This is a genomic window from Pseudomonas sp. McL0111 (assembly GCF_052567255.1).
The window spans coordinates 4,525,385-4,551,858 of sequence record NZ_CP199585.1; the positions used below are offsets into that span (position 1 = coordinate 4,525,385).

Below are 26,474 nucleotides of genomic sequence, written 5' to 3' on the forward strand. Positions count from 1 at the left end.
CTTGCCTGAAGGGTGGTGTTCAATGGATGTCGTTCGACGCCGCCTTCAATGGGCGGTGTTTATCCAAGGAATGGAGGCACGAATGACAATGCACGAAGCTAATAGCGACTCTTCTGTGAAGCTGGCAGCGGATGGGATCAATGTACTCAGCGAGGTTGGTGAGAACGCTAACCTGAGTTTCAAGATGGAAAGTGGGAACCTTGAGTTCAGCTATCGGGCCACTCGACTTGCGGTCACACCGAGCGTCTTGCAGTTGCCTGCTCCAATGACCGAAGTGCTTGAGGGCGGCATGCTTGATCCCAATCTGAGTAAAGCGTTTGTCAAAGTTGCGCCTTATCCGAACATGGCGTGCGGTGACAAACTGGTCTTGAGTTGGCGCGGCATTGATGACGAAGGGATGACTCATGAATATGAGACTGCCCGGCATATCAGTGAGGGGCGGGTAGGCGAAGAAATTGTGTTCGTTATAAAGGCAGCTCAGATCGCGGTGCTGGAGCGGGGTTCGGTAGAAATTTACTGGACTCTCCACAGCGTTGCGTTGCTCGAGCCGCTGGAATCCAGTCGACTGCAATTGGATGTAGGTGATCCAGAGTCTTATCTGCTCGCGCCGATTGTCGACGAGGCGCTGGGCGAGACGCTTGATCCGGAGCGCGTGCCTGAAGGCACCAGTTTAACCCTGCAACCCTATGCCCGAATGGCCCCGGCTGATCGAGTCGTACTGACATGGAAAAGCGCATCGGGGCAGTTAGCCTTCAGTGATGTATTGGTCGTCGAGCCTTTTGTTGTTGGCCAGGCATTTTCTTTCTGGATTACCGGAGATTGCATTGCTGAACATGCCGGGGAAAAGATCGAGGTCAGCTATCGGGTGGAATCGATCGATGGCAAAGCAAGGTACTCGGCTTCAACGCGGATGTTGTTGGCACCGCTGGTTCGCGGCGAGCTTGCTGATCCAGTGGTGCTGGAAGCGCCAGACGGCGAGCTGGAAGCGGCGGACTCGGTGGACGGCGTCACAGTGGTAATTGGCAATGCTCATGCGGTGGAGGGTGAACTGGTTTATCTAAGATGCGACGGCGAGTATTTCAATCATCGCGATGATCGGGATATCACCCGGGAAAACGCCGGGCAGCCCCTGGTATTTATCGTGCCTCACCGATTCTGGCGAGAACACCGGGAAACGATAGTGAAGGTTTCTTACACGGTGGAGCGGCTGGACGATGTCAGCCAAGCCTCCGGCGAAACGCGGATACGTGTGCGGGCGTAGGTTTGAATAGACGGGCGAACAAGTGATTCAGCCTTTCCGGGCCCGGAAAGGCTGTTTCGTAATCAAGCTCAGCGTTGCAACCGGAGACGAGCAGCAGCGTTCAGCAGCAAATGCTCGGTATCGCTGAACCCCAAGCATCCGTCAGTCACCGACACGCCGTAACGCAGCGTTGGGCTGAGCGCTTGGCAGCCCTCGAACAGGTGGGATTCGAGCATCATGCCGATCAACGAGCGATCACCTTGCAGGCGCTGCTCAAGTACATCATTGAATACCGCAGGCTGACGCATTGGGTCCTTGCCACTGTTGGCATGGCTGCAATCAACCATGATCCGGCTCGGAATCTTCACACGGGCCAGGTCAGTGCGTATTTGGGCAACGCTGTTGCGATCGTAGTTCGGCCCTTGATGGCCACCGCGCAGTACCAAGTGAGTATCAGGGTTGCCTGGCGTCTGGATGATCGCCGGATGGCCCTGGCTGTCGACGCCGAAGTGCCGGTGCGGATGTGCGGCGGAGCGCATGGCGTCTACCGCAACCGTTACACCACCGTCGGTACCGTTTTTGAAGCCGACGGGCATGCTCAAACCGCTGGCCATTTCCCGGTGGATCTGTGATTCGGTGGTACGTGCGCCAATGGCAACCCAACTGAGCAAATCGTCGAAGTAACCGGCTGCCATCGGTTGCAGCAATTCAGTCGCGACGGGTAGGCCGAGACGGGTCATTTCAAGCATCAATTCACGGGACAGCGTCAGGCCAGCGGCCATGTCATCGCTGCCGTCCAGATGCGGGTCGTAGGCCAGGCCTTTCCAGCCGACGGTGGTACGGGGTTTTTCGACGTAGGCACGCATCACCAGCAGCATTTCGTCGCTGACATCATGGGCCAGTCGGGTGAGCTTTTCGGCGTATTCGATAGCGGATTGTGGGTCGTGAATCGAGCAAGGGCCGACGATAACCAACAGGCGTTGGTCTTCACCGTTCAAAATCGCGCGGACCGCTTGGCGGTGGGCGGTGATTTGCTGGGTGAGGGCATTGCTCAGGGGCAATTGTTGCTTGAGTTGCAACGAGCTGGGCAGACGCTGGGTCAGCGCTTCGTTGGCAGAATTCAGGATGGACAGCGGCAAAGCAGAGATGGACGAGTTCATATTCGGGCTTCCTGGGCTGGTGGCGGGTGCTTCCCGCTCACTCGGCCCTAGTGGGGTGTTCGACAATTGGCCGTATTGGCTACGTGTGTTTGCTTGCCACCTGTAGGTGACCGATCGGAGGCGGCAGGCTGTCCCGAGCGGAGGCTGGTAAATCGCCAAGCGGTAAAAAAGTCGTAACGGTAATAAGTGGCGTAGTTCATGTCGTGAATCCTCAAAGTGTCTGGTGTACTGCTAAAAAGGTTGGGGCCAGAAAAAACAAAACCCCCGGTCGGGAGGCCGACCGGGGGTTGAGAATTCTCTGGTAGGCGACCCGTTTGTATGGGCGCCGTTTGGGTATCAGGCGCGCCAGTGGCTAAACCAATACCCAAAATAAAAGTTTACTGGAACGCTGAGTTCATTTGCCCGGGCAGCCGCAACCGAGCGCGGGGCGCTGGCGGTAAGAAGCTGTGAAAGGGCGTTGAACATGCTGTTTCTCCAATGAATGCGCCGAGCTTACTAGAGGCGGGTACGCGTCAGCAATCACAAAATGCTATCGATTGTGCGGGGAGTTGGCTATTGCTTGAGTTCATCTACGATGTGCCTCAATCTGCGTTTTGCCCGATTTCCCAAGGAAGAACCATGTCATCGCTGACAATCGCTGCCGCTCAATCGATTTCCGTCGCAGGCGATCTAGCCACCAATATCAAACATCATTTGCTTTTTATCCAAGTGGCGGCGGAGCAGGGCGTCGAGTTGTTGGTATTTCCTGAACTGTCACTGACCGGTTATGAAGGCGAAACGGCGGCGAATCTGGCGATTGATCCAGAAGACGCGGTTTTGCAGCCGTTAAGGGATCTTGTTCGAGAACTCGGTATCACGGCCGTCGTTGGTATGCCGATCCGTCTCAAGGACACCCCGGCAGTATTGATTGGTGCATTGGTCTTGCACCCGGATGGCACGTTAGGCATCTATAGCAAGCAGCATCTGCATGCGGGCGAAGAGCTTGTATTTACCCAAGGCCATGGCGGGTCGATGCTGAACATTGGCGATGACACCGTGGCGCTGGCCGTTTGTGCCGATTTCACTCACGCCAGCCATGCCGCTACTGCTGCGCAATCAGGCGCGAATCTATACGCAGCAGGCGTCCTGATCAGCGAGAACGGTTACGCAACGGACACTGGCTTGCTGCAGGGATATGCGCGTGAGCATTCGATGGCGGTGCTGCTGGCCAATCATGGTGGAACCACGGGTGGCTGGGTTTCTGCGGGGCGCAGCGCAATATGGGCGCCTGACGGAGCGCTAATCGCCGCCGCGTCAGGCCCCGGTGATCGGTTGGTCATTGCTCAGCGCGATGACGGGGTGTGGCAAGGTCGAGTCGTCGAGGTATTGCCTGCCAGTATGAAACAGTTTCAGTTGCGCCCTGCAATGGCTGATGACTTGGCCTTTGCCCGCGATCTGACCTGCAGGAACATGTTGCCCTACTATATTAAGAACGACCTGCTATGGCAGGACGAAGCGTTCGATGTGGGTTGGGCCGGACGCGAAAACGCAATGATTGTGCAAGATGGCGCGCAAGTGGGTTTTTTCAGTCTGAGTCGCGATGCGCGAGCGCTGTACATCCGTGAATTGCAAATAGATGAGTCATTCCAGCGCATGGGGGCAGGTTCCTGGGCGATCGATCAGGTTGTTGCAATCGCCCGGAAGGAAGGGCGTCCGGCATTGCGGCTCACCGTGTTCGAAAATAATCCCGCCTGTGCTCTGTATGAGCGCAAAGGCCTGAATGTAGTGGGAAAGGACGAATTTTTTCTGAGAATGCAGCGGGATTTCAGTACAGGTGTGCTCTGAAACGCACGGCCTACAAGCCCTGCATGATGAATTGAAACTTTTTATATGTTGCTTGCCGCTAGGTCTGTCCGACTCTTTTTGCTAAGGTGTCCGGCATCCCAATAAGACCATTTCGCGAGGTGTCTGCTTGATTAGGGTGCTAGTGGTCGATGACCATGATCTCGTTCGCACGGGCATTACACGGATGTTGGCCGATATCGATGGCTTGCAGGTGGTTGGTCAGGCCGAGTCCGGGGAAGAATCCCTGATCAAGGCCCGGGAATTGAAGCCGGACGTAGTGCTGATGGACGTCAAGATGCCTGGCATCGGTGGCCTTGAAGCCACTCGCAAGCTATTGCGCAGTCATCCGGACATCAAAGTCGTTGCTGTAACGGTGTGCGAAGAAGATCCATTTCCTACACGTCTGTTGCAGGCTGGTGCCGCTGGCTATTTGACCAAGGGTGCAGGTTTGCCGGAGATGGTTCAGGCCATCAGGCTTGTATTTGCAGGGCAGCGTTACATCAGCCCGCAGATTGCCCAGCAACTGGCGATCAAGTCGTTCCAGCCGAGCAATGATTCGCCGTTTGACGCCTTGTCCGAACGCGAAATCCAGATCGCGTTGATGATCGTCGGTTGTCAGAAAGTGCAGATTATTTCTGACAAGCTCTGCCTGTCGCCGAAAACGGTCAACACCTACCGCTATCGGATTTTCGAGAAGCTTTCGATCAGCAGTGATGTCGAGTTGACGCTTTTGGCGGTTCGCCATGGCATGGTCGATGCCAGCCTCTGACCATGACTGAAACATTCGATTCCGGCGCCTTTCTTTCCACTGTCAGTGGGCGCCCGGGCGTTTATCGCATGTTCGACAGCGATGCGCGTCTGCTTTACGTCGGTAAGGCCAAGAACCTCAAGAAGCGTCTGGCCAGTTATTTCCGCAAGACCGGACTGGCGCCTAAAACCGCAGCGCTGGTGGGGCGTATCGCACAGGTCGAGACGACCATTACTGCCAACGAAACGGAAGCGCTGCTGCTTGAGCAGACTTTGATCAAGGAGTGGCGGCCGCCGTACAACATTCTGTTGCGCGACGATAAATCCTACCCCTATGTATTTCTTTCTGATGGCCAATTCCCAAGGCTGAGCATTCATCGCGGCGCCAAGAAAGCCAAAGGCAAGTATTTCGGCCCGTATCCAAGTGCCGGAGCGATACGTGAAAGCCTCAGTCTGCTGCAAAAGACCTTTTTCGTTCGCCAATGCGAAGACAGCTACTACAAGAATCGCACCCGGCCCTGTCTTCAATATCAGATCAAGCGTTGCAAGGCGCCTTGTGTCGGATTCGTCGAGCCTGAGGTCTACGCCGAGGACGTGCGCCATTCGGTGATGTTCCTGGAAGGGCGTAGTCATGCCCTGACCAACGAACTCTCCAGTGCGATGGAGGAAGCTGCGGTCAATCTTGAATTTGAGCGTGCCGCTGAACTGCGTGACCAGATCGCGCTGCTGCGCCGAGTCCAGGATCAGCAGAGCATGGAAGGCGGGACGGGGGATATCGATGTCATCGCGGCGTTCGTCAACCCGGGCGGTGCCTGCGTCCACTTGATCAGTGTGCGTGGCGGGCGAGTGCTGGGCAGCAAAAACTTCTTCCCGCAGGTCGGTATTGAAGAGGAAGTTGCCGAGGTCATGGCGGCGTTTCTCGGTCAGTATTTCATCAGCAGTCCGGAACGCGACCTGCCAAGCGAACTGATCGTCAACGTGGTGCCCGAAGACGCTGCCGCATTGATCGATGCCATTCACGAGCTGCGTGGTCGCGAGTTGACCATCAGCCACCGGGTGCGGGGCACTCGTGCACGATGGCAGCAGTTGGCCGTCACCAATGCCGAACAGGCATTGGGTGCGCGTCTCGCCAACCGTCAGCACACCGCTGCGCGTTTTGAAGCGCTGGCAGAGGTGCTGAACCTGGACGAGCCACCGCAGCGCCTCGAGTGCTATGACATCAGTCACTCCAGTGGCGAGGCGACTGTCGCGTCGTGCGTCGTGTTCGGCCCGGAAGGGGCAATCAAATCCGATTATCGTCGCTACAACATCGAAGGTGTCACGGCGGGCGATGACTACGCCGCCATGCACCAGGCTTTGACTCGTCGCTTCAGTAAATTGAAGGACGGCGAGGGTAAGCTGCCAGATATTCTTCTGGTGGACGGTGGCAAGGGGCAGTTGTCGATGGCCCGTGACGTGCTCAACGAATTGGCGGTACCGGACCTGATCCTGCTCGGTGTCGCTAAGGGCGCGACGCGCAAGGCCGGCTTTGAAACTTTGTATCTTAATGATGCTGCACACGAGTTCACCCTGCGTGGGGATTCGCCAGCATTGCATTTGATCCAGCAGATTCGTGACGAAGCTCACCGTTTTGCGATCACCGGACACCGTGCGCGACGTGGCAAAACCCGCCGCACATCGACGCTTGAAGGGATTGCAGGCGTAGGGCCAACCCGGCGTCGCGATTTGTTGAAACATTTTGGTGGATTGCAGGAGCTGTCTCGTGCAAGCATCGAAGAGATCGCCAAAGCACCGGGGATCAGTAAAAAGCTCGCTGAGTCGATTTATGCGAACCTGCATAGCGAGTAGAATGCCAACTCACCTCGTAGCCAGTTGTGCCGATGAATATCCCTAATCTGATTACCGTTCTACGCGTCCTGCTTATCCCGATCTTCATTTTGCTGTTCTATCTGCCTTACCAGTGGAGTTACATGGCTTCCGCCTCGGTTTTCGCCTTTGCGGCGGCGACGGACTGGCTGGATGGTTATCTGGCCCGTCGACTGGAGCAAAGCACGCCTTTCGGAGCCTTTCTCGATCCGGTCGCCGACAAGCTGATGGTGGCAGTGGCTTTGGTGCTGCTGGTGCAGGAACATGGCAACCTTTGGCTGACCCTTCCAGCCGCAGTTATCATCGGTCGCGAGATTGTGATCTCGGCACTCCGTGAGTGGATGGCCGAACTGGGTGCTCGCGCTCATGTTGCAGTCTCCAATCTTGGCAAGTGGAAAACCGCAGCGCAGATGCTTGCATTGGTGATCCTGCTGGGTAGTCCACGGGACTTCAGCCTCTGGGTCCTGCTGGGTTATGCCTTGTTGATGATCTCGGCTGGCCTGACGTTATGGTCGATGGTGCAATACCTGCGCGCTGCCTGGCCGCATCTGAAGACCGACGTTCAAAAGAAATAAAACTTTTTTGAATCAAGGGGTTGACGAGCCTTCTTAATTCTATAGAATGCGCATCACCAAGCGGGAATAGCTCAGTTGGTAGAGCACGACCTTGCCAAGGTCGGGGTCGCGAGTTCGAGTCTCGTTTCCCGCTCCAATTTGTACGCGGTTGTTGTTGTGCTACTGACAGCGATCGTTTTGAGGCCGAGTAGCAAAATGGTTATGCAGTGGATTGCAAATCCACCTACGCCGGTTCGATTCCGACCTCGGCCTCCACTATTAAAAGCCCCGTAGATCAGTGATCTACGGGGTTTTTTATTGCCTGCGAAAAAGTGGGGTGTTCCGCAAATTTTTGCAGATGCTCCTCCATTCGGCTGCTTAAGAACGGAAGATTTTTAGAGTTTGATCAATGCTGCTTCAAAATCCGTTGCCAGCTTTCGCATGGCCGTATCTCTGATCAATCAGGTCATCCCGACTATCCAAAAACCTGCTCTGCAGTCTCAAAATGAAGTCAAAGCAATTACTCGCAGGATCAACGGTGGTCTCGGTGGCGTGCCAGCTATCGCAAAATGAAGTTACACCACTGTGACCCACAAGATTACGAGCACGCTTTAAGTTCTTTCAGTTGGTTAGTCTTCACCGTTGCCAATCGCTGCATTTATACGAAAGTCTGCGCTTTGACATTTTTCACTCATGGATATTCATGGGTACGGACGTGCCCTGGAGTGGCATCCGCTTTAACAGCGGGATAATCGGATCAGGGGCGAGATTTCATATGGGCTATTAATTATGCTGTCGTTAAAGTATTAGTGGCCTTATCCAAGCCTTTGAAGCGCGCCATGCAGGCGACATCATTTGGATGTGAAATGATTTTTGAAGAAAATGCCGCCACTGCCGACATTAAAGATCTGGTGCTTACACTCGCCGACGAATTTTAAGACGCCTTCAGAGGATAAAGTGCCGTCGTTGTTAAGCTGCGAACAGCTGCGAGAGCTTCGTTTACTGTCGATTATTTTTTGCCAAGCGATGGGGCAGTGCTGTCACTAAAGCGGATACCTACGATCGCCTCCGCTGAGAAGGCGCATCCAGCGATGCTCTATTTTCGCCCTCTATTTAATTTGGTTTAAACATGATAATTCCACCAATAACCCAATCTGTTTGCCAGACTACTGAAGTTCAGCCAGTCATTTCGGGCAGCAGCCCGGACTTGCTCAATGGGTGCGAAGTGCTGGTTGCGCAGCAGCCACCACTTGAAGACGGTGAGCCGCCAGTAGGTGTGGTTATCCATGCGTATTATCCCGAAGTGCTACGAGACATCTTGGTTCGTTTGCTCAGGCTGCCCGAGCGACTGCATCTCTACGTAACCTGCGTGGCCGGACATGATGATGGGGTATGTGCTCAGCTAGAGGCCAGCGGATTGAGTTATTCGCTATACCGGGTATCTAACCACGGAAGGGACGTTCTGCCGTTTCTGAGGGTGCTGCCCTTTTTGCGTGCCGATAACATCCATACGCTGGTCAAGTTGCATACCAAGCGTTCGGTGCACCTGGGCGCGGAGAGCGACTGGGGCCTTGAACTTTTCGATGACCTGCTCAACCCGGTGCGTTTTCGCCGATCGCTAGAGCACCTTTGCGACCCGATGCTCGCTCCAATGCTGGGTACTCCGCGATACCAGCTGCCAGTTGCCAAGTACGTTAATAAAATCAACTACACGTTGCTTGTCACTTTGGCCGAGCGAGCGGGCATTGATCCACAGGGAATCGACGAGGCGGATTTTTTTGCTGGCACCATGTTCATGGCGCGCGTGGAAATGTTTGCGCCCCTGAAACGTATTCAGCTGGCGGAGAAAGATTTCGAAACTGAATGCGGTCAGCTCGACGGTACCTTGGCACACTCTTTAGCGCTTTTTTTCGGCGTGCTGGCCAATGTTGGCCGACAGCAGCGCAGTATTGACCTTTATCGGCGCTGGTTAGCTACTCGGCAACTGGCTGCTGTCGAGATTGAGGGGTTACCAGCGCGGCTAGCGAGCTGGACACGGCAGCCGGACGTGTTATTGGTGTTAACTGATACCACTGGCGACATCGGGTTGTTGCGTTCCAGCCTGAAAAGCATCGAGCGCCAGCTTTACGGGGCGGCGGCGATCGTGGTGCTCTCTAATGCCGAGCCAGTAGGGGTGACACCGGCGGCTAATCTTGTCTGGCTGCCGCTGGCTACATCCTGGCCGAGCCAGCTTAACGAGCTGTTGCAGGACATTGATGTTGACTGGTGTTATCTGCTGCGGGGCGGCGACGAACTTGATCCCCACGCACTGCTTTTACTGGCCGAAGGCATTGCCCTGAATCCCGGCGTCAGCGTTTGCTACAGCGATGAAGACTCACTGACCGCTACCGGCTGCCAAGACCCGGTATTCAAGCCAGATCTGAACCTGGATATGTTGCGCAGTTATCCGTATGTCGGCCGCGCACTGGCCTTCAGTCGCGAGTCCGCGTTGGCTGCAGAAGGCTTTGATCCCGCCTTCAGTGAACTGGCCCCCCATGACTTGCTTTATCGGCTGATTGAAACTCATGGACTGGGCACGGTTGGGCACCTTGCTGATGTGCTGGTGCACCAGACAATCAACTTCTCCCAGTGGCTCGGTGAGCCCCAGGTTATCGCGAACTCGGCGGCCATCGTCGAGGCGCACTTGCAGCGACTGGGCGTGGCTCATGAGCTGCAGGCCGGACCTTTGCCAATGGCTAACCGTGTGATCTACCAACACGCGGAACAGCCAATGGTCTCCATCCTTATTCCTACCAAGGACTGCCTGGCGATGCTGCTTCGCTGCATCGAAAGCATCATGGAGAAAACCAGCTATACAAATTACGAACTGATCATCGTTGATAACAACAGTGAAACCGCCGAGGCCCGGGATTGGTTCAACGGTATGGAGCACTTGAATAACCCCAAAGTACGCATCCTGCGTTACCCGCATCCTTTCAACTATGCGGCGATTAATAATTTTGCCGCCAGCCATGCCCGTGGTGAATACCTTGTACTGCTCAACAATGATACCGCGATCATTGATGGCGACTGGATTAGTGCGATGCTCCATCACGCCCAGCGGCCGGAAGTGGGGATAGTAGGCGCCAAGCTGTTATTCCTTGATGGCACTATTCAGCACGCAGGCGTGGTGCTGGGTTTGCGTGGCGTCGCAGACCACCCGTTTATCGGCGACTCAATGCAGTCCAACGGATATCTTCATCGCTTGCATCTTGATCAGAACTACAGCGCTGTAACCGCTGCCTGCCTGATGATTAGCACCGAGCTCTACCAGCAAGTGGGTGGAATGGACGAGGTCGGCCTGGCCATTTCCTATAACGACGTGGATCTGTGCCTGAAAGTCGGCCAGGCTGGGCGATTGATTGTCTGGACGCCGTACGCGGTGCTGGTTCATGAAGCCAGCGTGAGCCAGAACAAGGTCGACACGACCAAGCAAGAAGCCAAGCGCAAGCGGTTCAAGCGGGAACAGTCGGTGATGTACCAGCGTTGGCTTGCGCAAATCGCCAGCGACCCGGCCTACAACCGCAACCTGACCTTGGAGGGTAGCGGCTTCTCCTCCAAATACTACCGCGATACTGACTGGCACCCGTTCGCCAGTCGTGAGTTGCCTCATGTGTTGTGCCATCCCCTCGACTCTTTCGGCTGCGGACATTATCGGGTGCGTCAGCCCTTCGCTGCCCTGAAAGCCGCGAAACTGATCGGGGGGTGGGTGACCGACGAGGGACTTCAACCGACGGAACTGGAGCGCATGGCGCCGGATACGATCATTTTCCAGGAGCAATACGCAACGCCTGACCTGGAGTCTATGCAGGACGCCAAGTCGTTCTCCAATGCCTTCAAGGTTTACGAACTGGATGACTACATTCTTGACGTACCCGCCGGTAACTTAAATCTCGAATTACTTCCTAAAGACATCGCCAAACGCTTGAAGAAAGCCGTAGGGCTGTGCGATCGGCTGGTGGTATCGACTCAGCCGCTGGCCAATGCGCTGAAGGGTTTCAACGCTGACATCCGGGTGGTGGAAAACCGTCTGCCAAGCCATTGGTGGAGTGACCTGACCAGCCATCGCCAACAAGGCCGCAAGCCAAGGGTCGGCTGGGCAGGCGGCTCAAGTCACAGCGGCGACCTGCAAGTCATTGCCGAAGTGGTTCGCGAGCTGGCAGGGGAGGTTGAATGGGTGTTCATGGGTATGTGCCCACAGGCTCTTCGCCCCTATGTTCATGAGTTCCATAGGGGGGTGAAGATCGAAGATTACCCGGCAAAACTGGCTGGCTTGAACCTGGACCTGGCCTTGGCACCTCTGAAGGACAATTTTTTCAACATTTGCAAAAGCAATTTACGGTTGTTGGAATATGGCGCCTGTGGTTTCCCCGTGATTTGCTCAGACATCCTCTGTTACCGGGACGATTTCCCGGTGACGAGGGTCAAGAACAAATCGCAATACTGGATTGCCGCGATTCGCGAACACCTCGCCGAACCCGATGCCAGCGCCAAGGCCGGAGATGCTTTGCGCAATGTGGTACTCGATAACTGGGTGCTCAAGGACGAACATCTGTTGGCATGGCGAAACGCCTGGCTGCCGGATTGACCAAGAGGACCGCGCTACGCAACCCCGAAGCTTTCCTTTGGGGTTCTCGGTCCGGATGCCGTTAAAGATCAGTAGCCTACGAAACGTATTTGATGCTAACCTATTGATCTGCTTGAATTTATAGTGTGGTTTGCAAGTCCGCTGACGCCAGTTGGATTCAGACCTCGGCCTCCACTATAAACAAGCTCCGTAGATCCATGATTTACGGAGCTTTTTTATTTGCAGTGCGCTGCAAGATTTAGTCTTGAAATCAGCCATCGCAAACTTGCTTCACCGGGAACTGATGTATATATTTCCCCCTCTGCAACACAGCGCTACCGCCCGAATGGCGAAACTGGTAGACGCATGGGACTTAAAATCCCCCGCTCGTAAGGGCGTGCCGGTTCGATTCCGGCTTCGGGCACCATCTAAAATCAAGGGTTTGCGAGCGAAAGCTAATGCAAACCCTTGTTTGTTTCCGGGTCGCAATTTTGACACTGGTTCGCAACTCCAGGCCCGAGCGGACTCAATGTCCAGGCTTCCGGGCAATGATTCGATCAATCAAACCCTTCCATTGACCCGTGACTTCGATTCTCTGCCTTGCCTGCGTTTTTCCTTGCAGAACCCGGTTCAGGCCATAACGGTCCTAACTAGCCGGAGGTCGATCAGTGCGCCAACGAAGGTTGGGTAGCGACCGAGATGGTAAAGACCAAGACAAACAGCACGACAACTACCCAGAACATCACCATGACTGTCAGCATGACGACTTTAAGGCTCTGATATAGCTTGCGCAGCCAGTGGCCTTCGGGTCTTGCTTCTGAGCGAGTTCTGAGTACGCCTTTCAGATAGAAGCCAAGGAGGGCCAGGAGTGCACCAACGATCGCCAGCGCAGGCAGACCGGCTTCGGGGAAAATGCTTTCCCACCGATAAAATGACGATCGGCTCAGGAATATCACATAACAAATCAGGCTGCCGTATAAGAATGCTCTCCACCATTTACCGGCCAGCGCTCCGACCATCAGGCACATAATCACCATGACAGGATTCAGGAGAATATGGATCATCCACTCCAGTACGTTGGGGAAGTAGCCCGGGGAGTGGATGCTGCGCCACATGTGTTCCAACATTATTCTGGCTCCTGCCTTCTATGGCGTAAGTGCTGCTGCGGTGGTTCCGTGCCGTTGCACGGTATTGGCGTATTTTCGGGTTATTGGGTCGGGTGAGCAACGAGGTCGCGGCATTGGTCTGCTTTGCGCGCGATCATCGACATATAGGGCGAGGGTGGCAGCGTCACTTGCGTGGCTACCTGATATCAGAGAAGCTCGCGCCTCCGCGAGCCAAGCATCAAGTAAGATCGCGGTGCCATCGAGTTTTTAGGGAAGAATTGAATGACGTTCAGGGTGATGGTGGTCGGAGGCTACGGCAATTTCGGCAGTATTGTGTGCAAGCATTTGGTGATGATGCCAGGCATCGTTCTGCTGCTCTCTGGTCGAGACCCGGTAAAGCTGCAACACAAAGTCGATGAGCTGAGTTCCACATCAGGCGCAAACTGCGAAGGCTGGTGTGGCGATGCAATGGGAGCTGACTTCAAGACAGCTCTGAGTGCGATGAACATCAACCTGGTCATCCACACCGGCGGTCCGTTTCAGGGGCAATCGTACGCGGTTGCCGAAAACTGCATTGCCGCTGGTGTGAACTATTGCGACCTGTCGGATTGCCGCACCTTTGTTAACGGCGTGAGCGCACTCGATGCGCGGGCGAAACAGGCGGGAGTGGCGATTCTAAGCGGTTGCAGCTCGGTGCCGACGCTATCGTCGGCCATCATCGATCAGCATCGTCATCGCTTTTCGCGCATCGACTCCATCGAGCATGGCATTTCCTCTTCGGCGAAAATGCCGGGTCTATCGACCATTGAAGGCGTACTGGCTTACGCAGGCAAACCGATCAAACAGCTCAAGAATGGCCAAGTGCACGAAGTGTTGGGCTGGCAGGATCTGACCCTGCGCAAGATGCAAGATCTGGGCTCTCGCGTGCTGGCCAATGTCGATGTGCCGGACATGGATATTTTTGCCAGCCGCTATGGCGCCCAGACGCTAAGTTTCAAGGCGGGTGCTGGCCTCAAGCTTGGCGGCGTTGCCAATTACCTGCTTGCTCAGGCGCTGAGGACAGGACTGGTTAAAGATCACGTCCTGTGGGCCGGGAGACTGCATCGGCTGGGTATCTGGTTTGAGCGTTTCGGCGATGGTAAAAGTGCGATGTACATCGACATCAAAGGCCTCGGGATCGAAGGCAAACCATTGTCGATGACCGCTCAACTCACCGCGCTGAACGATAAAGGCCCGGAAATCCCGAGCTGCGCTGCGGTTGCCCTCGCGGAAAAAATGCTCAAAGGGTACTTGCCTGAACCTGGCGCGCGACCGTGCGTGGGTGAAATCAGCGTCAATGAGTACATGGCTGCGATCAACGATCCAGAGAACCTGAGCCTGTCCGTAGATTTTTCTGACGGGCAGCGCTGACATGCTCTATTTGAGCCTGAAATACATCCACATCATCGCGGCGATTTTCCTGTTCGGTTTCGGCATGGGCTCTTACCTGTATTTGATCGCCGCAAGTCGAACGGGCAATCCGCAAGTGATCGCGCATGTCGCCAAAATGGTCATTCGATTCGATACCTGGATCACCACGCCGGCAGGCTTCATTCAGATCCTGTCGGGTGGGCTGATGGTGAAAGTTGCCGATATGCCCATGACCACTGACTGGGTCATGACCTCATTGATCATCTATCTGTGTATAGGGACGATCTGGTTACCGGTGCTGAGACTGCAAACACGCTTGCATGCCTTGAGTTCGGCTGCGGCTGCAAGCGGGCAGGGGCTTGATGACGAGTACCGGTCTGTTTATCTGAAGTGGTTCTGGATGGGCGTTGTCGGGTTTTCCGGGATGTTTGTGATTGTACTGGTGATGGTGATGAAGATGACTCCGTGGCAGATGTTTCAGTTGCTGTTCTGAACTTGAGCCGTGAGTTGATCCGAGTCCTCTTCAGCGGGTTGATTGTCCCAAATCAGCCGAGGATCAAAACTCATCGCAGCAAGCATCGTAAACACCACCACTAACCCAAAAAACAGGATGCCCGGTCGCGGCTCGATATCCCCCAAGGTCTGGAATTTCACCAGCGCTGCGACCAGCGCGACCACCAGGACATCGAGCATCGACCAATAACCGATCAACTCGACGAAACGAAACAACTTCGAACGCTGCTTGCGTGCCCAGGCGCTGTCGCGTTGCACGGTGATCAGCAGTAGCGATAGGGCGACAAACTTGATCCCTGGCACCGCGATGCTGGCGATGAAGATGATCAGCGCGATGTCCCACGCACCGCCTTCCCAAAACTCCAGCACGCCACTCATGATCGTACTGTCGGCGCCGTTGCCGAGCATGGTGGTGTTCATCACCGGCAGCAGATTGGCTGGTACATAAAACGCCAGTGCGGCAAGCATGTAGGCCCAAGTGCGATTCAACGAGTTGGTTTTGCGTCGATGCAGCGGAGCGTCGCAGCGCGGACATTGGTGCGGCTCGTCGCTCATGTCACAGGCGAGTCCGCAGCTGTGGCATAGACACAGGTTGAGTTCGCTTGCAGTCGGCGGCCGGCTCATAGAATGTCCCAGAGATCACGAATGTCGCGGCCGGCGATCCGGATCATCATCAGGCTCAGCACCGCCAGCGCGAAGAGGCCAATACCCGGCAGCACATCGAGCAGCCCCGCCAGTTTGAAGACCGCCACCATCGCCCCCAGCAGACACACCTCCAACATGCTCCACGGACGCAGCGTTTCCAGCCAGCGCATACACAGTTTGAAGCCCGGAGCCCGGCGCGACGAGAGGGCGTAGCTCAATACCCAAATCAATAGAACCAGCTGGAACGCCGGGGCGATGATGATCGAGATCGCTGCGACCATGGCCATGAAGGTGATCGGTCCCTGACTCAACGCCAGCACCGAGTCCCACAGTGTCGCGCTGTTTTTCAGGCCTTGCATGCTGATGCTCATCACTGGATAGAAGTTGGCGAAGAGCCACAGCACCGCAGCAGTAAAACTCAGCGCCAGACGCTGTTCGACAGTCAAACCATTGAAGCGCTGAAGCACGCCGCCGCAACGCACGCAGAGGGTTTTCTGATGTTTGGCGAGCGGGACTTTTTCGTAAACGCAGTCGCAGTGCTCGCAGATAATCAAATGGTCGGGGCTTGGCATGGACGCGCTCGTCGAGCATCGATGGATATACAGATGCCTATGAATATAGGAGTGCACGGTCATTCGGCAAGTTTTCAGTGTTTCGCCCTGACCGCGGTTGCAACTGTGGCTTGCCGTGATGCTTGCAAAAGTCTCGAAAACGCCTGTTTGTCCACTGGCCGGCTCATCAGGTAACCCTGTACTTCCTGGCATTGATCCTCGCCGAGAATGCCCAGTTGCTCTTCGGTTTCCACGCCCTCGGCCGTGACTGTCAGCCCCAGCGCCTTGCCGAGCCCGATGATCGCCTGCACCACCGCGCGATCATTCTCGCCGCTGCCGATGGAGGCGATAAAGCGCTTGTCGATCTTGATCCCGTCAAAGGGATAGGCGCGCAGATAGCCCAGCGAAGAATAGCCAGTACCGAAGTCGTCCATGTTCAAGCGAACACCCAGCTCCTTTAGCGAGTTCATGCTTTTCAATGCGCCCTCGGTATCGTTGAGCATGACGTTTTCAGTGATTTCCAGTTCAAGTCGGCTGGCCGGAAACCGCGTGTTGACGAGGACTTCACGCACGTCTTCAACTACATCACTGCGGGTGAACTGGGCTGGAGACAAGTTGACCGACAACATCACGTCGTCTGGCCAGGTCAGCGCGGTTTCACACGCCTCGCGCAGTACCCATCGCCCCAGGGGTACGATCAGATCCGTTTGCTCCGCCAGCGGAATGAACAAGTCAGGACCCAGCAAGCCCTGCGTTGGATGCTGCCACCTGACCAGCGCTTCCACGGAAACGATTTCCTTGCCATCGACCTTGTAGCGCGGCTGGTAATGCAGCACCAGTTCATCACGGGTCATCGCGCGGCGCAGATCATCCTCAAGTTGCCGGCGAGTCTGAATCTGGTCGCTCATGTGCGGCTCGAAATAGCACCAGGTGTTCTTGCCATCCGACTTGGCCTGATACAGCGCAATGTCCGCACAACGAATCAGTTCGCTGGGCATGAATCCCTGGCGCCTGCTGAGGGCAATGCCGACGCTCGCACCGATGTGCAGAGCCTTGCCTTCATGCATCACGGGTTGATGCAGGCTGCCGATCAGGCGCGTACAGAATTTGTCGATCTCGTTGTGGCTGTCCATTCCGCTCAGCACCACTACAAACTCGTCGCCACCCAGCCTCGCGACCAGGTCGTGGTCGCGGGTACATTCGCGCAGACGTCCTGCGACCTCCTGCAAAACCGCGTCGCCGGCAGGATGACCTAGCGAGTCGTTGATCGGTTTGAAGTTGTCCAGATCAATCATCAACACTGACAGCGGCGAGGCGTGTTCTTTAAGCAGCAATGCGTCTTCGAGAAAACGCGCGAGTTTGTTGCGGTTGGGCAGGCCGGTCAGTGCGTCGTGCATCGACAGATGCTGGATTTGCGCGTGAGCGGCCACTTCATCGGTGATATCGCTGGCCGTGCCGCGATAACCGACCACGATGTCCTTGTCGATAATCGGTCTCGCGGAGACCCGGCAATAACGCGTCTGCCCGGTATGGTCGCGATAGGTGCAGCGCAGGTCGCTGGCATTGGCGTCTTCGGTCATCTTGCCGAGCCACAGCGAAAGCGGTGTCGTATCGCAAGACAACAATTGCTCAAGATTGCGCCCCAGCCATTGCTCGGCAGAAAAACCGGTGACCGCGCTGAAGCGGCCGGACAGGTAAGTGATGTTCTGTTGCTTGTCGATTTCCCATATCCAGTCGGAAGCCGCTTCCGCAACCGCCCGAAAGCGTTCTTCGCTGGCTTCAAGCGCCTGATTGGCGGCCTCGAGTGCCTGATTGGTCGACTGCATGGCCGAAAAGCTGCGGTCGACATATCGGGAAGAGCGCAGCGCGTGGCGAAAGAAATAGGCCGTCAGCAACATCAGCACCACCATCGTTGCACTCAGGGTGGGCAGTAATGACCAGAGCAACTGGCGTCCCGGACGCTCAAGATCCGCTATGAGGCTGTATCCGGTGCTGTCCAGCGGGACGCGAGGTTGTTTTTCGTCGATGGTTTCGTCCGGTGCAAGGTTTAGATTGTCCAGGCCATAGGCGCTGCCCAGTGCGCGCAACTTCGTCGGAGTCAACTTATCGACGAATACCAGAACCGAAGTTGTCTTCGAATCGGCTATCGGTCGCTCGTCGTTGGGCAGAATCGCCGAAGCGGTGATCAGCGCGGGCCATCCTTCGAACAACGAGTAGGTACTGATTGGCTTGGTGATATCCGCCTGGTTTTGTACCTGATCCAACAACGAGGACGCCGAAGTTTGAACAAACGCAGAAATATCGGATTGGACCAGTTGTCCCCTGATCATCGCGTATTTCGTCCGCTGATGGTCGAGCACAAACACGCCGTCATAACCGTCGCTGGTAAACAGCGTTTTTCCCATGTTCTGGTCGGTGTAGGCCCACGTCGTATCGACCGGACCGCTCAGGCGTTCGAACGCGGTCGTCCAGTCGGCATAGCTGGTGATGTAGTTTTTGGAGGCGGTAATGCGGTTTTCCAGAGCGCGAGCCGAATAGAACTGGTTCTCGCGGACATCTTCCGAATCCAGATGGCTGGCAATGGTCAGCAAGGCAACAACTGCTGCTGTGACACCGGCAATAAACAGCAGGCCGACTGCAAAAGCCAGGCGTCTGGTAACGGCACTTTGCCTAGGGGAGGAAACGCGAGCGGTAAGAGCGGAAGCATCCATTGTCTCTGCCTTTAACGAGTACCCAACGTTTAGAAGATAGCATCCGCGTAGCGTTCAAACCGATTGAGCATTCTGAGGCATAGCCTCGCAGTCGTAGCAGCGCTTCACCGAGGCTGGCCACGTTGCCAGTGCAATCAACTTGCGGTCAGCTAAGTGCCTCCACCTACACCGTCGACGGCTGCGGCGTAGCGATCTGTCGCTTCAGTGACAAGTTGCTTGCGCTCGTCTCGGTCAATGAATCCCTGCGTCAGATACTCATCCGCCAGCCGCAGTAACTCTTCGTACTGTTCTTCGGCGTTCATCCGGATTTCAGGATGTTCCAGAAGCTTGTGCCAGGTTTCCAGCGCTTGCAGTTTTCGATCTTCATACATTGGCAGCGATTCCACGAATTGTGATCGGTAGAAAACCTGTGTAGCGCCGATGTTCAGCCAATCCGACGCGTGGCAGCCATCATTCACCGCTTCGGTTGCCGATCTTTATCAGCCGGTCCGGGCTCGACTCTGGCGCCGTCCTGGCGGTCGTCATCCTCGCGACTGACCCGTTGATCATCGGTCAGTCCGGGTTCGCCTTCCTGAATATGCAGCTGGTTTTCTGGCTGATCGGTGGTGTGTTCGGTCTGGTCAGTTGTGTGGGGCGTTTTCATGCGTTCACCTCTTTGGGGTTGTCTCGTAATCTCTGGCTTTCAGCCTTGGCCGTGAACGAGCTGCAGGTCATGGATAATGCAGACCGAAGCATCACTCGCCAGCGTATCGGCGCTGTAATCGATCTGGTTGTAAACGCCGCCATGGAAGTCGAAATTCTGCGCGGCCCAGTTGTTGTCCAGTTGCGCGGGTGGTGTCGAGGTGGTCAAGCCATTGTTGGTGATGGTTATCACCACTCGACCAGTGCCGGTGACATTGATTTCAATGTCTATCGGGGTGTTCAGGCCGACGTTGCCGATGATGGTGCTGCTGACCGGCTCGGTCTGATTGAAGCTGGCGCGAAATCCCCAAGTGATCTTGTTCTTGTTCCAGAACACCTTGATCGCGGGACTGTCGTCGTCCTTGACGTGCATCTGCGCAATCACCACTTTCTGCGCCGAGTTGACCTGCGTCAGGGTCATGCGCTGCCGGTTCACATGCAACGCGGCACTGGCCAGGCTCCAGTAGATTGGCTCCTTCCACTCGCAACGGGTGCGGTGGGTGCTTTTGCTCGACGCGCCGAGCGTGGGCGCGCTGAAACGGATCGAACCATCCGGCAGGCGGCTGACAAATTCCGGTATTCGCACCAGCGCATCATTGCCCATTAATTCCAAAGCGATGGGGTTGGTGGTTGAAACCGGGACAGGAGTGGTAATCATCAAGCGACTGATATCAACAGGCATAAAGACCTCCATCTGTTCACGTCTGCGAGGTGCACCGGCACCTTGAGCCTAACTTGGCTGACGCCATCGAGAAGAAGTCGTTCCGGCGGATTTGCCGAATGGTCTGGAGGATGTTATCGCTTGCGCTCGGTCTCTACCGGTTGCAAACAACCTGTCTTGTCGATGTGATACCGCTGTAGATCGCGTGCCAGAATCAGCCGTCCGCTGTAATGCGTGGCGGCTTCTTCTCGCACATCTTCAATCGAAGGGCTGCGCTCGGGATGTGGCTGATAACGAGCGCTGAAGTGGGTCAGTACCAGATTGGGCAGGCCCACCGACTCGGCGAACCGCGCCACTGCGGCAGCGCTGCTGTGGCCGTAACTGGCGCGGGCGCGATCGATGGCGGACTGAATGAAAGTCGCTTCATGCACCAGCACATCCGCTGAGCCTGCAACGTCGGCCAACAGTTGCGGAGCGTCATTGTCACCGCAGACTATGATCCGGCGAGCGGGGCGCGAGGGGCACTGATAATGTTCGGCGCAAAACCGCCGCCCCGCATGGTCGACGTCCCGCCCATGCGCCAGTTCGCCCCAGATCGGACCGCGCGGCACTTCGTCGGCCTCGAGGCGTTGCAGGTCGAGGCGCGGTTCAGGATTGATCTCATCAAAAACGTAGCCATGACAAGGAACGCGATGCGACAGGGCCACCGTTTCGACTTTCACGTTGCCATTGCGCCACTCCTTCAGAGTATCGACGTCGTGCAAATGAAGCTCGAATGGCAGGAAAGACTGGGTGGCCGCCAGACTGAGCAGCAACCATGGATGCAATGCGCCCGGAAGAATGATTTCCAGCGGTTTGGTGCGCCCGCACATTCCCGCACTGGCCAGTAAACCGGGCAAGCCAAAGCAGTGGTCACCATGCACATGGGTGATGAAAATCGCTCGCAGCTCAGCGAGCGACAATGGCGTACGCAGCAATTGATGCTGGGTCGCCTCACCGCAATCCACCAGATACCAGCCCCGACCCGATGATTCGATCAGGGCAGTGGCGCTGACATTGCGATTGCGGGTGGGCACTCCGGCCGAGGTGCCGAGAAATAACAGATCCATGATTGATCCTCCGTTCCGAGCCATCTTACTGCGCTTGCTCGGCAGGGCTTCCCTGGTTTCGTCGCCGGAACACAGCAAACCGATAGAGAAAACGCTGACAGCAAAAGATTCCGGGGTTCTGACGTGTTGCGTATCGATTAACCGCTCGTCACTAATTGGCCCGAAATATTGGAACGCAGGCTCCTTGTGCTCACACAGATAAGTCTGAGCAGACGAAATTTTCCTTCGTCCGGCCAATGGGAGAACAACATGAAAGCAATCGTCTATAACGGCCCGCGGGATGTCAGCGTGCAGAACGTCGCGGATGCAAAAATCGAGAAGCCAACCGACGTTCTGGTGCGTATTACCACTACCAATATCTGCGGTTCCGACCTGCATATGTACGAGGGCAGGACCTCGTTTGAGCAAGGACGCGTGTTCGGACATGAGAATCTGGGCGAGGTGATCGAAGTCGGCGGCGCCGTCGAGCGCGTCAAGGTCGGCGACCGTGTGTGCTTGCCGTTCAATATTGGCTGCGGCTTCTGCGAGAACTGCGAAAAAGGCCTTACCGGTTTCTGTCTGACCGCCAACCCGGGCAGCGCCGGGGCGGCTTATGGTTTCGCCGAGATGGGCCCTTATCAGGGCGGCCAGGCTGAGTTGTTACGAGTGCCTTACGCCGACTTCAATTGCCTGGTGTTGCCGGAAGACGCACAGGAGCGTGAAGAAGATTATGTGATGCTCTCCGACATCTTTCCCACCGGCTGGCACGCCACCGAACTCGCTGGATTACTGCCCGGTGAAAGCATTGCGATCTATGGTGCGGGACCGGTCGGTTTGATGGCAGCCCACTCGGCGATGATCAAGGGCGCGTCGCAGGTTTTTGTCGTCGACGATCATCCAGATCGGTTGAAACTGGCTGCACAACTGGGTGCCACGCCAATCAACTCGGTGGAAAAGGAGGCGGTCGATCAGATCCTCAATCTAACCCACGGCAAAGGCACGGATCGCGGTTGCGAGTGTGTGGGTTATCAATGCTGTGACCGACATGGTCACGAAGCCAATCACTTGACCATGAACAACCTCGTCGCCTCGACCAAAGCCACCGGTGGTATTGGGGTAGTTGGCGTGTTTGTTCCGCAAGATCCAAAGGCGCAAAACGAGTTGGCGAAGCAGGGCAAGATGGCCTTCGACTTCGGCGCGTTCTGGTTCAAGGGCCAGCAGATCCGCACCGGTCAGGCCAACGTCAAGGCCTACAACCGACGTCTCGGCGAGTTGATCCATCACGGTCGCGCCAAGCCTTCGCAGATCATCTCTCACCGTCTGACCCTCGACGAGGGCCCTGACGCCTACAAACATTTCGATGCCCGCGAAAATGGCTGGACCAAGGTCGTGCTCAAGCCGGGCGGTTGATGGCCAGAACTTGCAGGTATTCCGTGATTGGTGCACGCACGTCGGCAACCTCGAAGTTGTGGAGGGGTTGCCAGTTCAACTGGCTCAGGACGTTTTTGCCCAGCCGGGGACCCTTCGGGTGTTCAAGCGTATCTCGATCAATCCAAGGGATCTGATCGACGAAAACGCTCATGCCAAGGTTCGATTCGTTTCCAGCGGTTACGTCGGACGCTGGTTAAAAAGATGGAATTTGCGCCAATCCCCGAGCTCTTTTGATCATGACGCCGTAGTTGCGGCCAACTTGAGGTAGACGTCATGACACTGATTGAATCCCCGGTTGGAGCCGATGTCCCGCTATCGATCGCGGCTGACAGCCCGAATCGCCAACTGTATGAAAAACTGCTCAAGGACGTGCCGGACGCTAACGTTGCGGGCCGGCGCTTCCTGCGGCGACAACTGGCTCGCGCTGCCGATCTGCCAAACGAATTGCCCACCGATGCCGAGCAAGTGCTGCAATGGTCGCAAACCCGTTGTGCGGCGGTTGCACGCGAATATGCGGAGTATCTGGCGTCCCGGCAGCAAGGTGCGCCGCGACGTTACTTCCATGACAAATCCCATGCGCTGTACTTTTTGCAGCATGTCGCACCGACCAAGGAGGTCGATGGCGCCTGGTTGGCAGGTGTCTTGAAGCATTGGCGGGATGTTCGCTTCGACGGGTTGATCGATACGTATCTCGAAGAGTTGGGCGACGGCGTAGCGCGGCAGAATCACGTAGTGATCTACCGAAAATTGCTCTCGGAGAACGCCTGTGACGATCCGCGCGACCTGAGTGACGAGCACTTTCTGCAAGGCGCCGTGCAACTGGCGCTGGGCCATTGCAGCGACGAGTTTTTACCGGAGGTTATCGGCTACAACCTCGGCTACGAGCAATTGCCGCTGCACTTGCTGATCAGTGCCTATGAACTTGGCGAGTTGGGCATTGACCCGCATTACTTTCGACTGCACGTGACCATCGATAACGCCAGTACCGGGCATGCCCGCAAAGCCGTGCAATCGTTGCTCGACTTAATGCCGGTCGGCGAAGGGCGCGATGAGTTCTATCGGCGCGTGACGTTGGGTTATCGCCTGAATGATCTGGGAATCGGCTCAACGGAAGTCATTCAAGACTTCGATCTGCATCGTGAAGTGGTGTCGATGCTTGAGCGCAAAGCGCTGTTCGGGCAGCACATGCATTCCGATTATTGCCGCGTCGAAAACCGCACCATCAATCAATGGCTGTCGACGCCGGGCCAGATGAGCGGCTTCCTGGCCGCGCTTGAGCGCAAGGGCTGGATCAAGCGCGGTGCGGCGCCCGAGGAAAGTCGATTCTGGAAGCTGATCGAGGGCAGTGACGCGGCGATGTTCGGTGTGTTCAGTGGCTATGAAAAACAACTGTTGAGCGACTGGATTGCCGATGGTTCGCAAGACTCGCAGCGTTATCCGCGTGCGCCGCGCAAGCAGGCTCAGGATGAACAAGACGAGGCAGCCGATCCGGAAATCGACATCTTGAAGCTGCGCCTCGCAGACCTGACTCCGGCTGATCAACTGCTCGCGCTGATCCCATGGCTTTCGCCGCGGTGCCACTGGCGTCCGGCCGGGCTTTACGCCACCCGACGCTTCATTCAGTTGCGTGCGCAATTGCGTTGAAACAAGGAGAACCCATGTCTGCACAAGAAACAGTCGATCGAGGGTTGCTGGAGCTTGGCCAGCGCCTGCAAAGCAACGGGTATCGATTTATTACCCCGACGCCGCTGACGCATCAGCGAGTTTATCAACGCTTTGCCACGCCATTGGCCAAGGATAAGCGTGATGTTTTCGGCTGGTCGATGCCGTTCGATAACGAGTTGTTTTCGGCTGATGAAATGCGTGCCCTGGAGCAGGCCGGAATTATCGAACAAAGTGGTTCGTTGTGGCGCAGTACGGTGCGCTGGTCGTCGCTGGGCGATCTGTTGTTTGCGCATTCGGCGTATCCAACCACGCAAAGCGATTCGGTGTTTTTTGGCCCGGACACCTATCGATTCGCCTTGGTGATCGAGGATTGTCTGCAACAGCGTTTCGAACCAATCCGGCGCGCGGCGGATATCGGCTGCGGCGCTGGCGTCGGCGCGGTGCTGATCGCCCGAGCGCGGCACGAGGCGGAGGTAGTTGCAGTCGATATCAACCCACAGGCGCTGCGCCTGACGGCGGTCAATGCCGAGTTGGCGGGTGTCAGCAATGTGACGGCGTATCACAGTGATTTGCTGGCAAGTGTTGAAGGGGATTTTGACCTGATCGTCGCCAATCCGCCGTATATGAATGATCAACATCAACGGGCCTATCGCCATGGCGGCGGAGCGCTGGGCGAGGCGTTGTCGGTGCGGATCGTCCGCGAATCATTGTCTCGCTTGACCATCGGCGGGACGTTGCTGCTGTATACAGGTGTGGCGATGCTTGCGGGGCATGACCCGTTTGCCAAGGCGATTGAGCCATTGTTATCCGGCGAGCAGTTCGGCTGCACCTATCGCGAACTCGATCCGGATGTGTTCGGCGAAGAACTGCTTGAGCCCGGGTATGAACTGGTTGAGCGAATCGCGGTAGTTGCGCTTAGGGTGACACGCTTCAAATAACGGCACTCTGCGGCTGAGTATCCAGCCATCTACAGTCGTGAAAAGGGCCGAAAAATCGGCCCTTTATGCATATTTGACTTCAGCTTCAGACAAACGCTTGTCCGGCAAAGCCTCTCGGCAGACGTTGACGGCCGGCGAGGGCGGTCAACCGCTCAGTCCACTCCGAGCGCCAGTTGGAGGCACCATGAACGGCTTGAGTACGACGGGATGCGCGGCGCGCGGCGTTACGTTGATCTTTTCGCGCATTCTTGTAGGCGTCGGTGTTGCGGCAGCTGCGGCATTTCACTCGGTTGAGTTCATTGCTCGAAGTAAGATTGCTGCCCTTGTGACCACAGGCCAGATGACCCGCTACCTTGAAATGGATAACCATGAAAAGTCTCCTTGGTGACGTGCATAAGTAGTGACCGCACGCGACCAAGGACGTTCGTTTCATCGGGCAAATTGCACACCTGGAAGCTCTTGCTTATCGGTTCAGGCTTATCTGAATCGAGGCAGCGGCCGGTCAACCGGTTTGAGCGCAGACAGCGTGCTGCGAATCTGCGGCGTGTCTTTTTCGATGTCGTTGAGGCGATCACGAATGCGCAGGGCAGTCGGGTGTCCGCCTTGATGATCGACCCAGTCGGCGATTTCCTTACAGGCGGCAGCGAGGCGCACCTGACGAACATCAAGCAGGGTGAGGAGGGTGGTGATGGACTCTTTCTCGGACATGGAACACCTCCGTTAAGAGAAACCGTTTTGGGGCAGCAAAAAGCCCGCAAGGGTGCGAGCTATCTGCCGTTGGGGCGCTGATCCTTCAGCTGATTTGAGTATAGACCCGCCCATAAATATCAGCGGCCGGAATACTCTCGAACAGTTGGCGGCGAGCTGACCTCGTTGAGGCGCCGGCACTCACGTTTTGCGTCCTCTTCAAGATCATAGCCATCGCCAATGAATCCGCCGGTGCGGGTATCGTTGATGCGATACCAACTGCTGGCTTCGGCCGGCTCGTGGAGGGTTTCTCCTTCCCGTCGACCATGAATGACGATCTTGTTGCAGCGCTTCACGACGAAAATGTCTTCCATGGCTTCACCGCGGCGG

Annotated in this window: 24 protein-coding genes, 3 tRNA genes and 1 pseudogene; 15 read left to right on the forward strand and 13 right to left on the reverse strand. The window is 56.2% G+C overall.

Translation table 11 applies throughout. The annotated features are described in order from the left end of the window. The first annotated feature begins 82 nt into the window (after positions 1–82). Positions 83–1,261, forward strand: a complete 1,179-nt coding sequence (locus ACTWLJ_RS20615) for a hypothetical protein (RefSeq protein ID WP_445178234.1) — start codon at positions 83–85, stop codon at positions 1,259–1,261. A 68-nt stretch (positions 1,262–1,329) separates the two neighbouring features. Here the strand turns inward: ACTWLJ_RS20615 and ACTWLJ_RS20620 are convergent, their stop codons facing one another. Next, the gene (locus ACTWLJ_RS20620) at positions 1,330–2,400 is read right to left on the reverse strand and encodes a 3-deoxy-7-phosphoheptulonate synthase (RefSeq protein WP_445178235.1); all 1,071 of its coding nucleotides are present in this window, start codon (positions 2,398–2,400) and stop codon (positions 1,330–1,332) included. A 618-nt stretch (positions 2,401–3,018) separates the two neighbouring features. On the opposite strand from ACTWLJ_RS20620, the pseudogene ACTWLJ_RS20625 reads away from it, so the two are divergent. From ACTWLJ_RS20625 to ACTWLJ_RS20665, 9 genes and pseudogenes are all read left to right on the forward strand, one after another. Beyond that, a pseudogene (locus tag ACTWLJ_RS20625) lies at positions 3,019–3,774 on the forward strand (carbon-nitrogen hydrolase family protein); the annotation flags it as partial. 156 nt (positions 3,775–3,930) lie between these two features. Beyond that, positions 3,931–4,224, forward strand: coding sequence for a GNAT family N-acetyltransferase (locus tag ACTWLJ_RS20630; protein ID WP_445181390.1), 294 nt, complete (start codon positions 3,931–3,933; stop codon positions 4,222–4,224). Between the two features lie 127 nt (positions 4,225–4,351). Next, the gene (gene gacA / locus ACTWLJ_RS20635; protein WP_016984198.1) at positions 4,352–4,993 is read left to right on the forward strand and encodes a response regulator transcription factor GacA; all 642 of its coding nucleotides are present in this window, start codon (positions 4,352–4,354) and stop codon (positions 4,991–4,993) included. A gap of 2 nt (positions 4,994–4,995) precedes the next feature. Continuing rightward, the gene (uvrC, locus tag ACTWLJ_RS20640; protein ID WP_445178236.1) at positions 4,996–6,819 is read left to right on the forward strand and encodes an excinuclease ABC subunit UvrC; all 1,824 of its coding nucleotides are present in this window, start codon (positions 4,996–4,998) and stop codon (positions 6,817–6,819) included. 32 nt (positions 6,820–6,851) lie between these two features. Then, positions 6,852–7,412: a CDP-diacylglycerol--glycerol-3-phosphate 3-phosphatidyltransferase gene (pgsA, locus tag ACTWLJ_RS20645; protein ID WP_401209526.1), complete on the forward strand. Its 561-nt coding sequence runs from the start codon at positions 6,852–6,854 to the stop codon at positions 7,410–7,412. Between the two features lie 60 nt (positions 7,413–7,472). Next, positions 7,473–7,548, forward strand: a tRNA-Gly gene (locus ACTWLJ_RS20650). 45 nt (positions 7,549–7,593) lie between these two features. Further along, positions 7,594–7,667: transfer RNA gene (locus ACTWLJ_RS20655), tRNA-Cys, on the forward strand. Between the two features lie 949 nt (positions 7,668–8,616). Then, positions 8,617–12,018 (forward strand): glycosyltransferase, encoded by a 3,402-nt coding sequence (locus tag ACTWLJ_RS20660; protein WP_445178237.1) that lies wholly within the window; start codon positions 8,617–8,619, stop codon positions 12,016–12,018. 319 nt (positions 12,019–12,337) lie between these two features. After that, positions 12,338–12,424 (forward strand) — tRNA-Leu (locus ACTWLJ_RS20665). Between the two features lie 238 nt (positions 12,425–12,662). Here ACTWLJ_RS20665 and ACTWLJ_RS20670 read toward each other — a convergent pair. After that, positions 12,663–13,124, reverse strand: a complete 462-nt coding sequence (locus ACTWLJ_RS20670; protein ID WP_445178238.1) for a hypothetical protein — start codon at positions 13,122–13,124, stop codon at positions 12,663–12,665. 261 nt (positions 13,125–13,385) lie between these two features. Here ACTWLJ_RS20670 and ACTWLJ_RS20675 point away from each other — a divergent pair, with 261 nt between their 5' ends. Both ACTWLJ_RS20675 and ACTWLJ_RS20680 read left to right on the forward strand, forming a co-directional pair. Then, complete coding sequence (locus ACTWLJ_RS20675) at positions 13,386–14,513, forward strand: saccharopine dehydrogenase family protein (RefSeq protein ID WP_445178239.1); 1,128 nt, start codon at positions 13,386–13,388, stop codon at positions 14,511–14,513. 1 nt (position 14,514) lies between these two features. After that, positions 14,515–15,006, forward strand: a complete 492-nt coding sequence (locus ACTWLJ_RS20680) for a DUF2269 family protein (protein ID WP_445178240.1) — start codon at positions 14,515–14,517, stop codon at positions 15,004–15,006. Here ACTWLJ_RS20680 and ACTWLJ_RS20685 read toward each other — a convergent pair. The 7 genes from ACTWLJ_RS20685 to ACTWLJ_RS20715 all read right to left on the reverse strand — a co-directional run bounded on the left by ACTWLJ_RS20685 (position 14,991) and on the right by ACTWLJ_RS20715 (position 21,384). Beyond that, positions 14,991–15,650: a paraquat-inducible protein A gene (locus tag ACTWLJ_RS20685; protein WP_445178241.1), complete on the reverse strand. Its 660-nt coding sequence runs from the start codon at positions 15,648–15,650 to the stop codon at positions 14,991–14,993. The two genes, ACTWLJ_RS20680 and ACTWLJ_RS20685, sit on opposite strands and share 16 nt — an antisense overlap. Beyond that, the gene (locus ACTWLJ_RS20690) at positions 15,647–16,243 is read right to left on the reverse strand and encodes a paraquat-inducible protein A (RefSeq protein ID WP_445178242.1); all 597 of its coding nucleotides are present in this window, start codon (positions 16,241–16,243) and stop codon (positions 15,647–15,649) included. The genes ACTWLJ_RS20685 and ACTWLJ_RS20690 overlap by 4 nt, the downstream gene beginning before the upstream one ends. A gap of 74 nt (positions 16,244–16,317) precedes the next feature. Next, positions 16,318–18,933 (reverse strand): bifunctional diguanylate cyclase/phosphodiesterase, encoded by a 2,616-nt coding sequence (locus ACTWLJ_RS20695; RefSeq protein WP_445178243.1) that lies wholly within the window; start codon positions 18,931–18,933, stop codon positions 16,318–16,320. A gap of 149 nt (positions 18,934–19,082) precedes the next feature. After that, positions 19,083–19,304 (reverse strand): hypothetical protein, encoded by a 222-nt coding sequence (locus ACTWLJ_RS20700; protein ID WP_445178244.1) that lies wholly within the window; start codon positions 19,302–19,304, stop codon positions 19,083–19,085. An 83-nt stretch (positions 19,305–19,387) separates the two neighbouring features. Then, positions 19,388–19,576, reverse strand: a complete 189-nt coding sequence (locus ACTWLJ_RS20705; protein WP_445178245.1) for a hypothetical protein — start codon at positions 19,574–19,576, stop codon at positions 19,388–19,390. A 39-nt stretch (positions 19,577–19,615) separates the two neighbouring features. Beyond that, positions 19,616–20,296: a polysaccharide lyase family 7 protein gene (locus tag ACTWLJ_RS20710; RefSeq protein ID WP_445178246.1), complete on the reverse strand. Its 681-nt coding sequence runs from the start codon at positions 20,294–20,296 to the stop codon at positions 19,616–19,618. A 113-nt stretch (positions 20,297–20,409) separates the two neighbouring features. Then, positions 20,410–21,384 (reverse strand): ribonuclease Z, encoded by a 975-nt coding sequence (locus ACTWLJ_RS20715; protein ID WP_445178247.1) that lies wholly within the window; start codon positions 21,382–21,384, stop codon positions 20,410–20,412. 249 nt (positions 21,385–21,633) lie between these two features. Between ACTWLJ_RS20715 and ACTWLJ_RS20720 the strand changes: the two genes are divergently transcribed. Beyond that, positions 21,634–22,773 carry a glutathione-independent formaldehyde dehydrogenase gene (locus ACTWLJ_RS20720; RefSeq protein ID WP_401209552.1) on the forward strand — a complete coding sequence of 380 codons (1,140 nt, stop codon included), beginning with the start codon at positions 21,634–21,636 and terminating at the stop codon, positions 22,771–22,773. Here the strand turns inward: ACTWLJ_RS20720 and ACTWLJ_RS20725 are convergent. Continuing rightward, entirely contained in the window at positions 22,757–22,945 is a 189-nt protein-coding gene (locus ACTWLJ_RS20725) for a hypothetical protein (RefSeq protein WP_445178248.1), read from the reverse strand. The two genes, ACTWLJ_RS20720 and ACTWLJ_RS20725, sit on opposite strands and share 17 nt — an antisense overlap. 122 nt (positions 22,946–23,067) lie before the next feature. Between ACTWLJ_RS20725 and ACTWLJ_RS20730 the strand changes: the two genes are divergently transcribed. Together ACTWLJ_RS20730 and ACTWLJ_RS20735 are read left to right on the forward strand one after the other, a co-directional pair. Next, positions 23,068–24,438, forward strand: a complete 1,371-nt coding sequence (locus ACTWLJ_RS20730; protein WP_445178249.1) for an iron-containing redox enzyme family protein — start codon at positions 23,068–23,070, stop codon at positions 24,436–24,438. 14 nt (positions 24,439–24,452) lie between these two features. Beyond that, positions 24,453–25,397: a methyltransferase gene (locus tag ACTWLJ_RS20735; protein WP_445178250.1), complete on the forward strand. Its 945-nt coding sequence runs from the start codon at positions 24,453–24,455 to the stop codon at positions 25,395–25,397. An 85-nt stretch (positions 25,398–25,482) separates the two neighbouring features. On the opposite strand, the gene ACTWLJ_RS20740 is transcribed toward ACTWLJ_RS20735, so the two are convergent. From ACTWLJ_RS20740 to ACTWLJ_RS20750, 3 genes are all read right to left on the reverse strand, one after another. Continuing rightward, on the reverse strand, positions 25,483–25,767 hold the full coding sequence (locus ACTWLJ_RS20740) for a hypothetical protein (protein WP_401209563.1): 285 nt from the start codon (positions 25,765–25,767) through the stop codon (positions 25,483–25,485). Between the two features lie 107 nt (positions 25,768–25,874). After that, on the reverse strand, positions 25,875–26,105 hold the full coding sequence (locus ACTWLJ_RS20745) for a hypothetical protein (protein WP_401209565.1): 231 nt from the start codon (positions 26,103–26,105) through the stop codon (positions 25,875–25,877). A 119-nt stretch (positions 26,106–26,224) separates the two neighbouring features. Further along, positions 26,225–26,458, reverse strand: coding sequence for a hypothetical protein (locus ACTWLJ_RS20750; protein WP_401209567.1), 234 nt, complete (start codon positions 26,456–26,458; stop codon positions 26,225–26,227). Between the last annotated feature and the right edge of the window lie 16 nt (positions 26,459–26,474).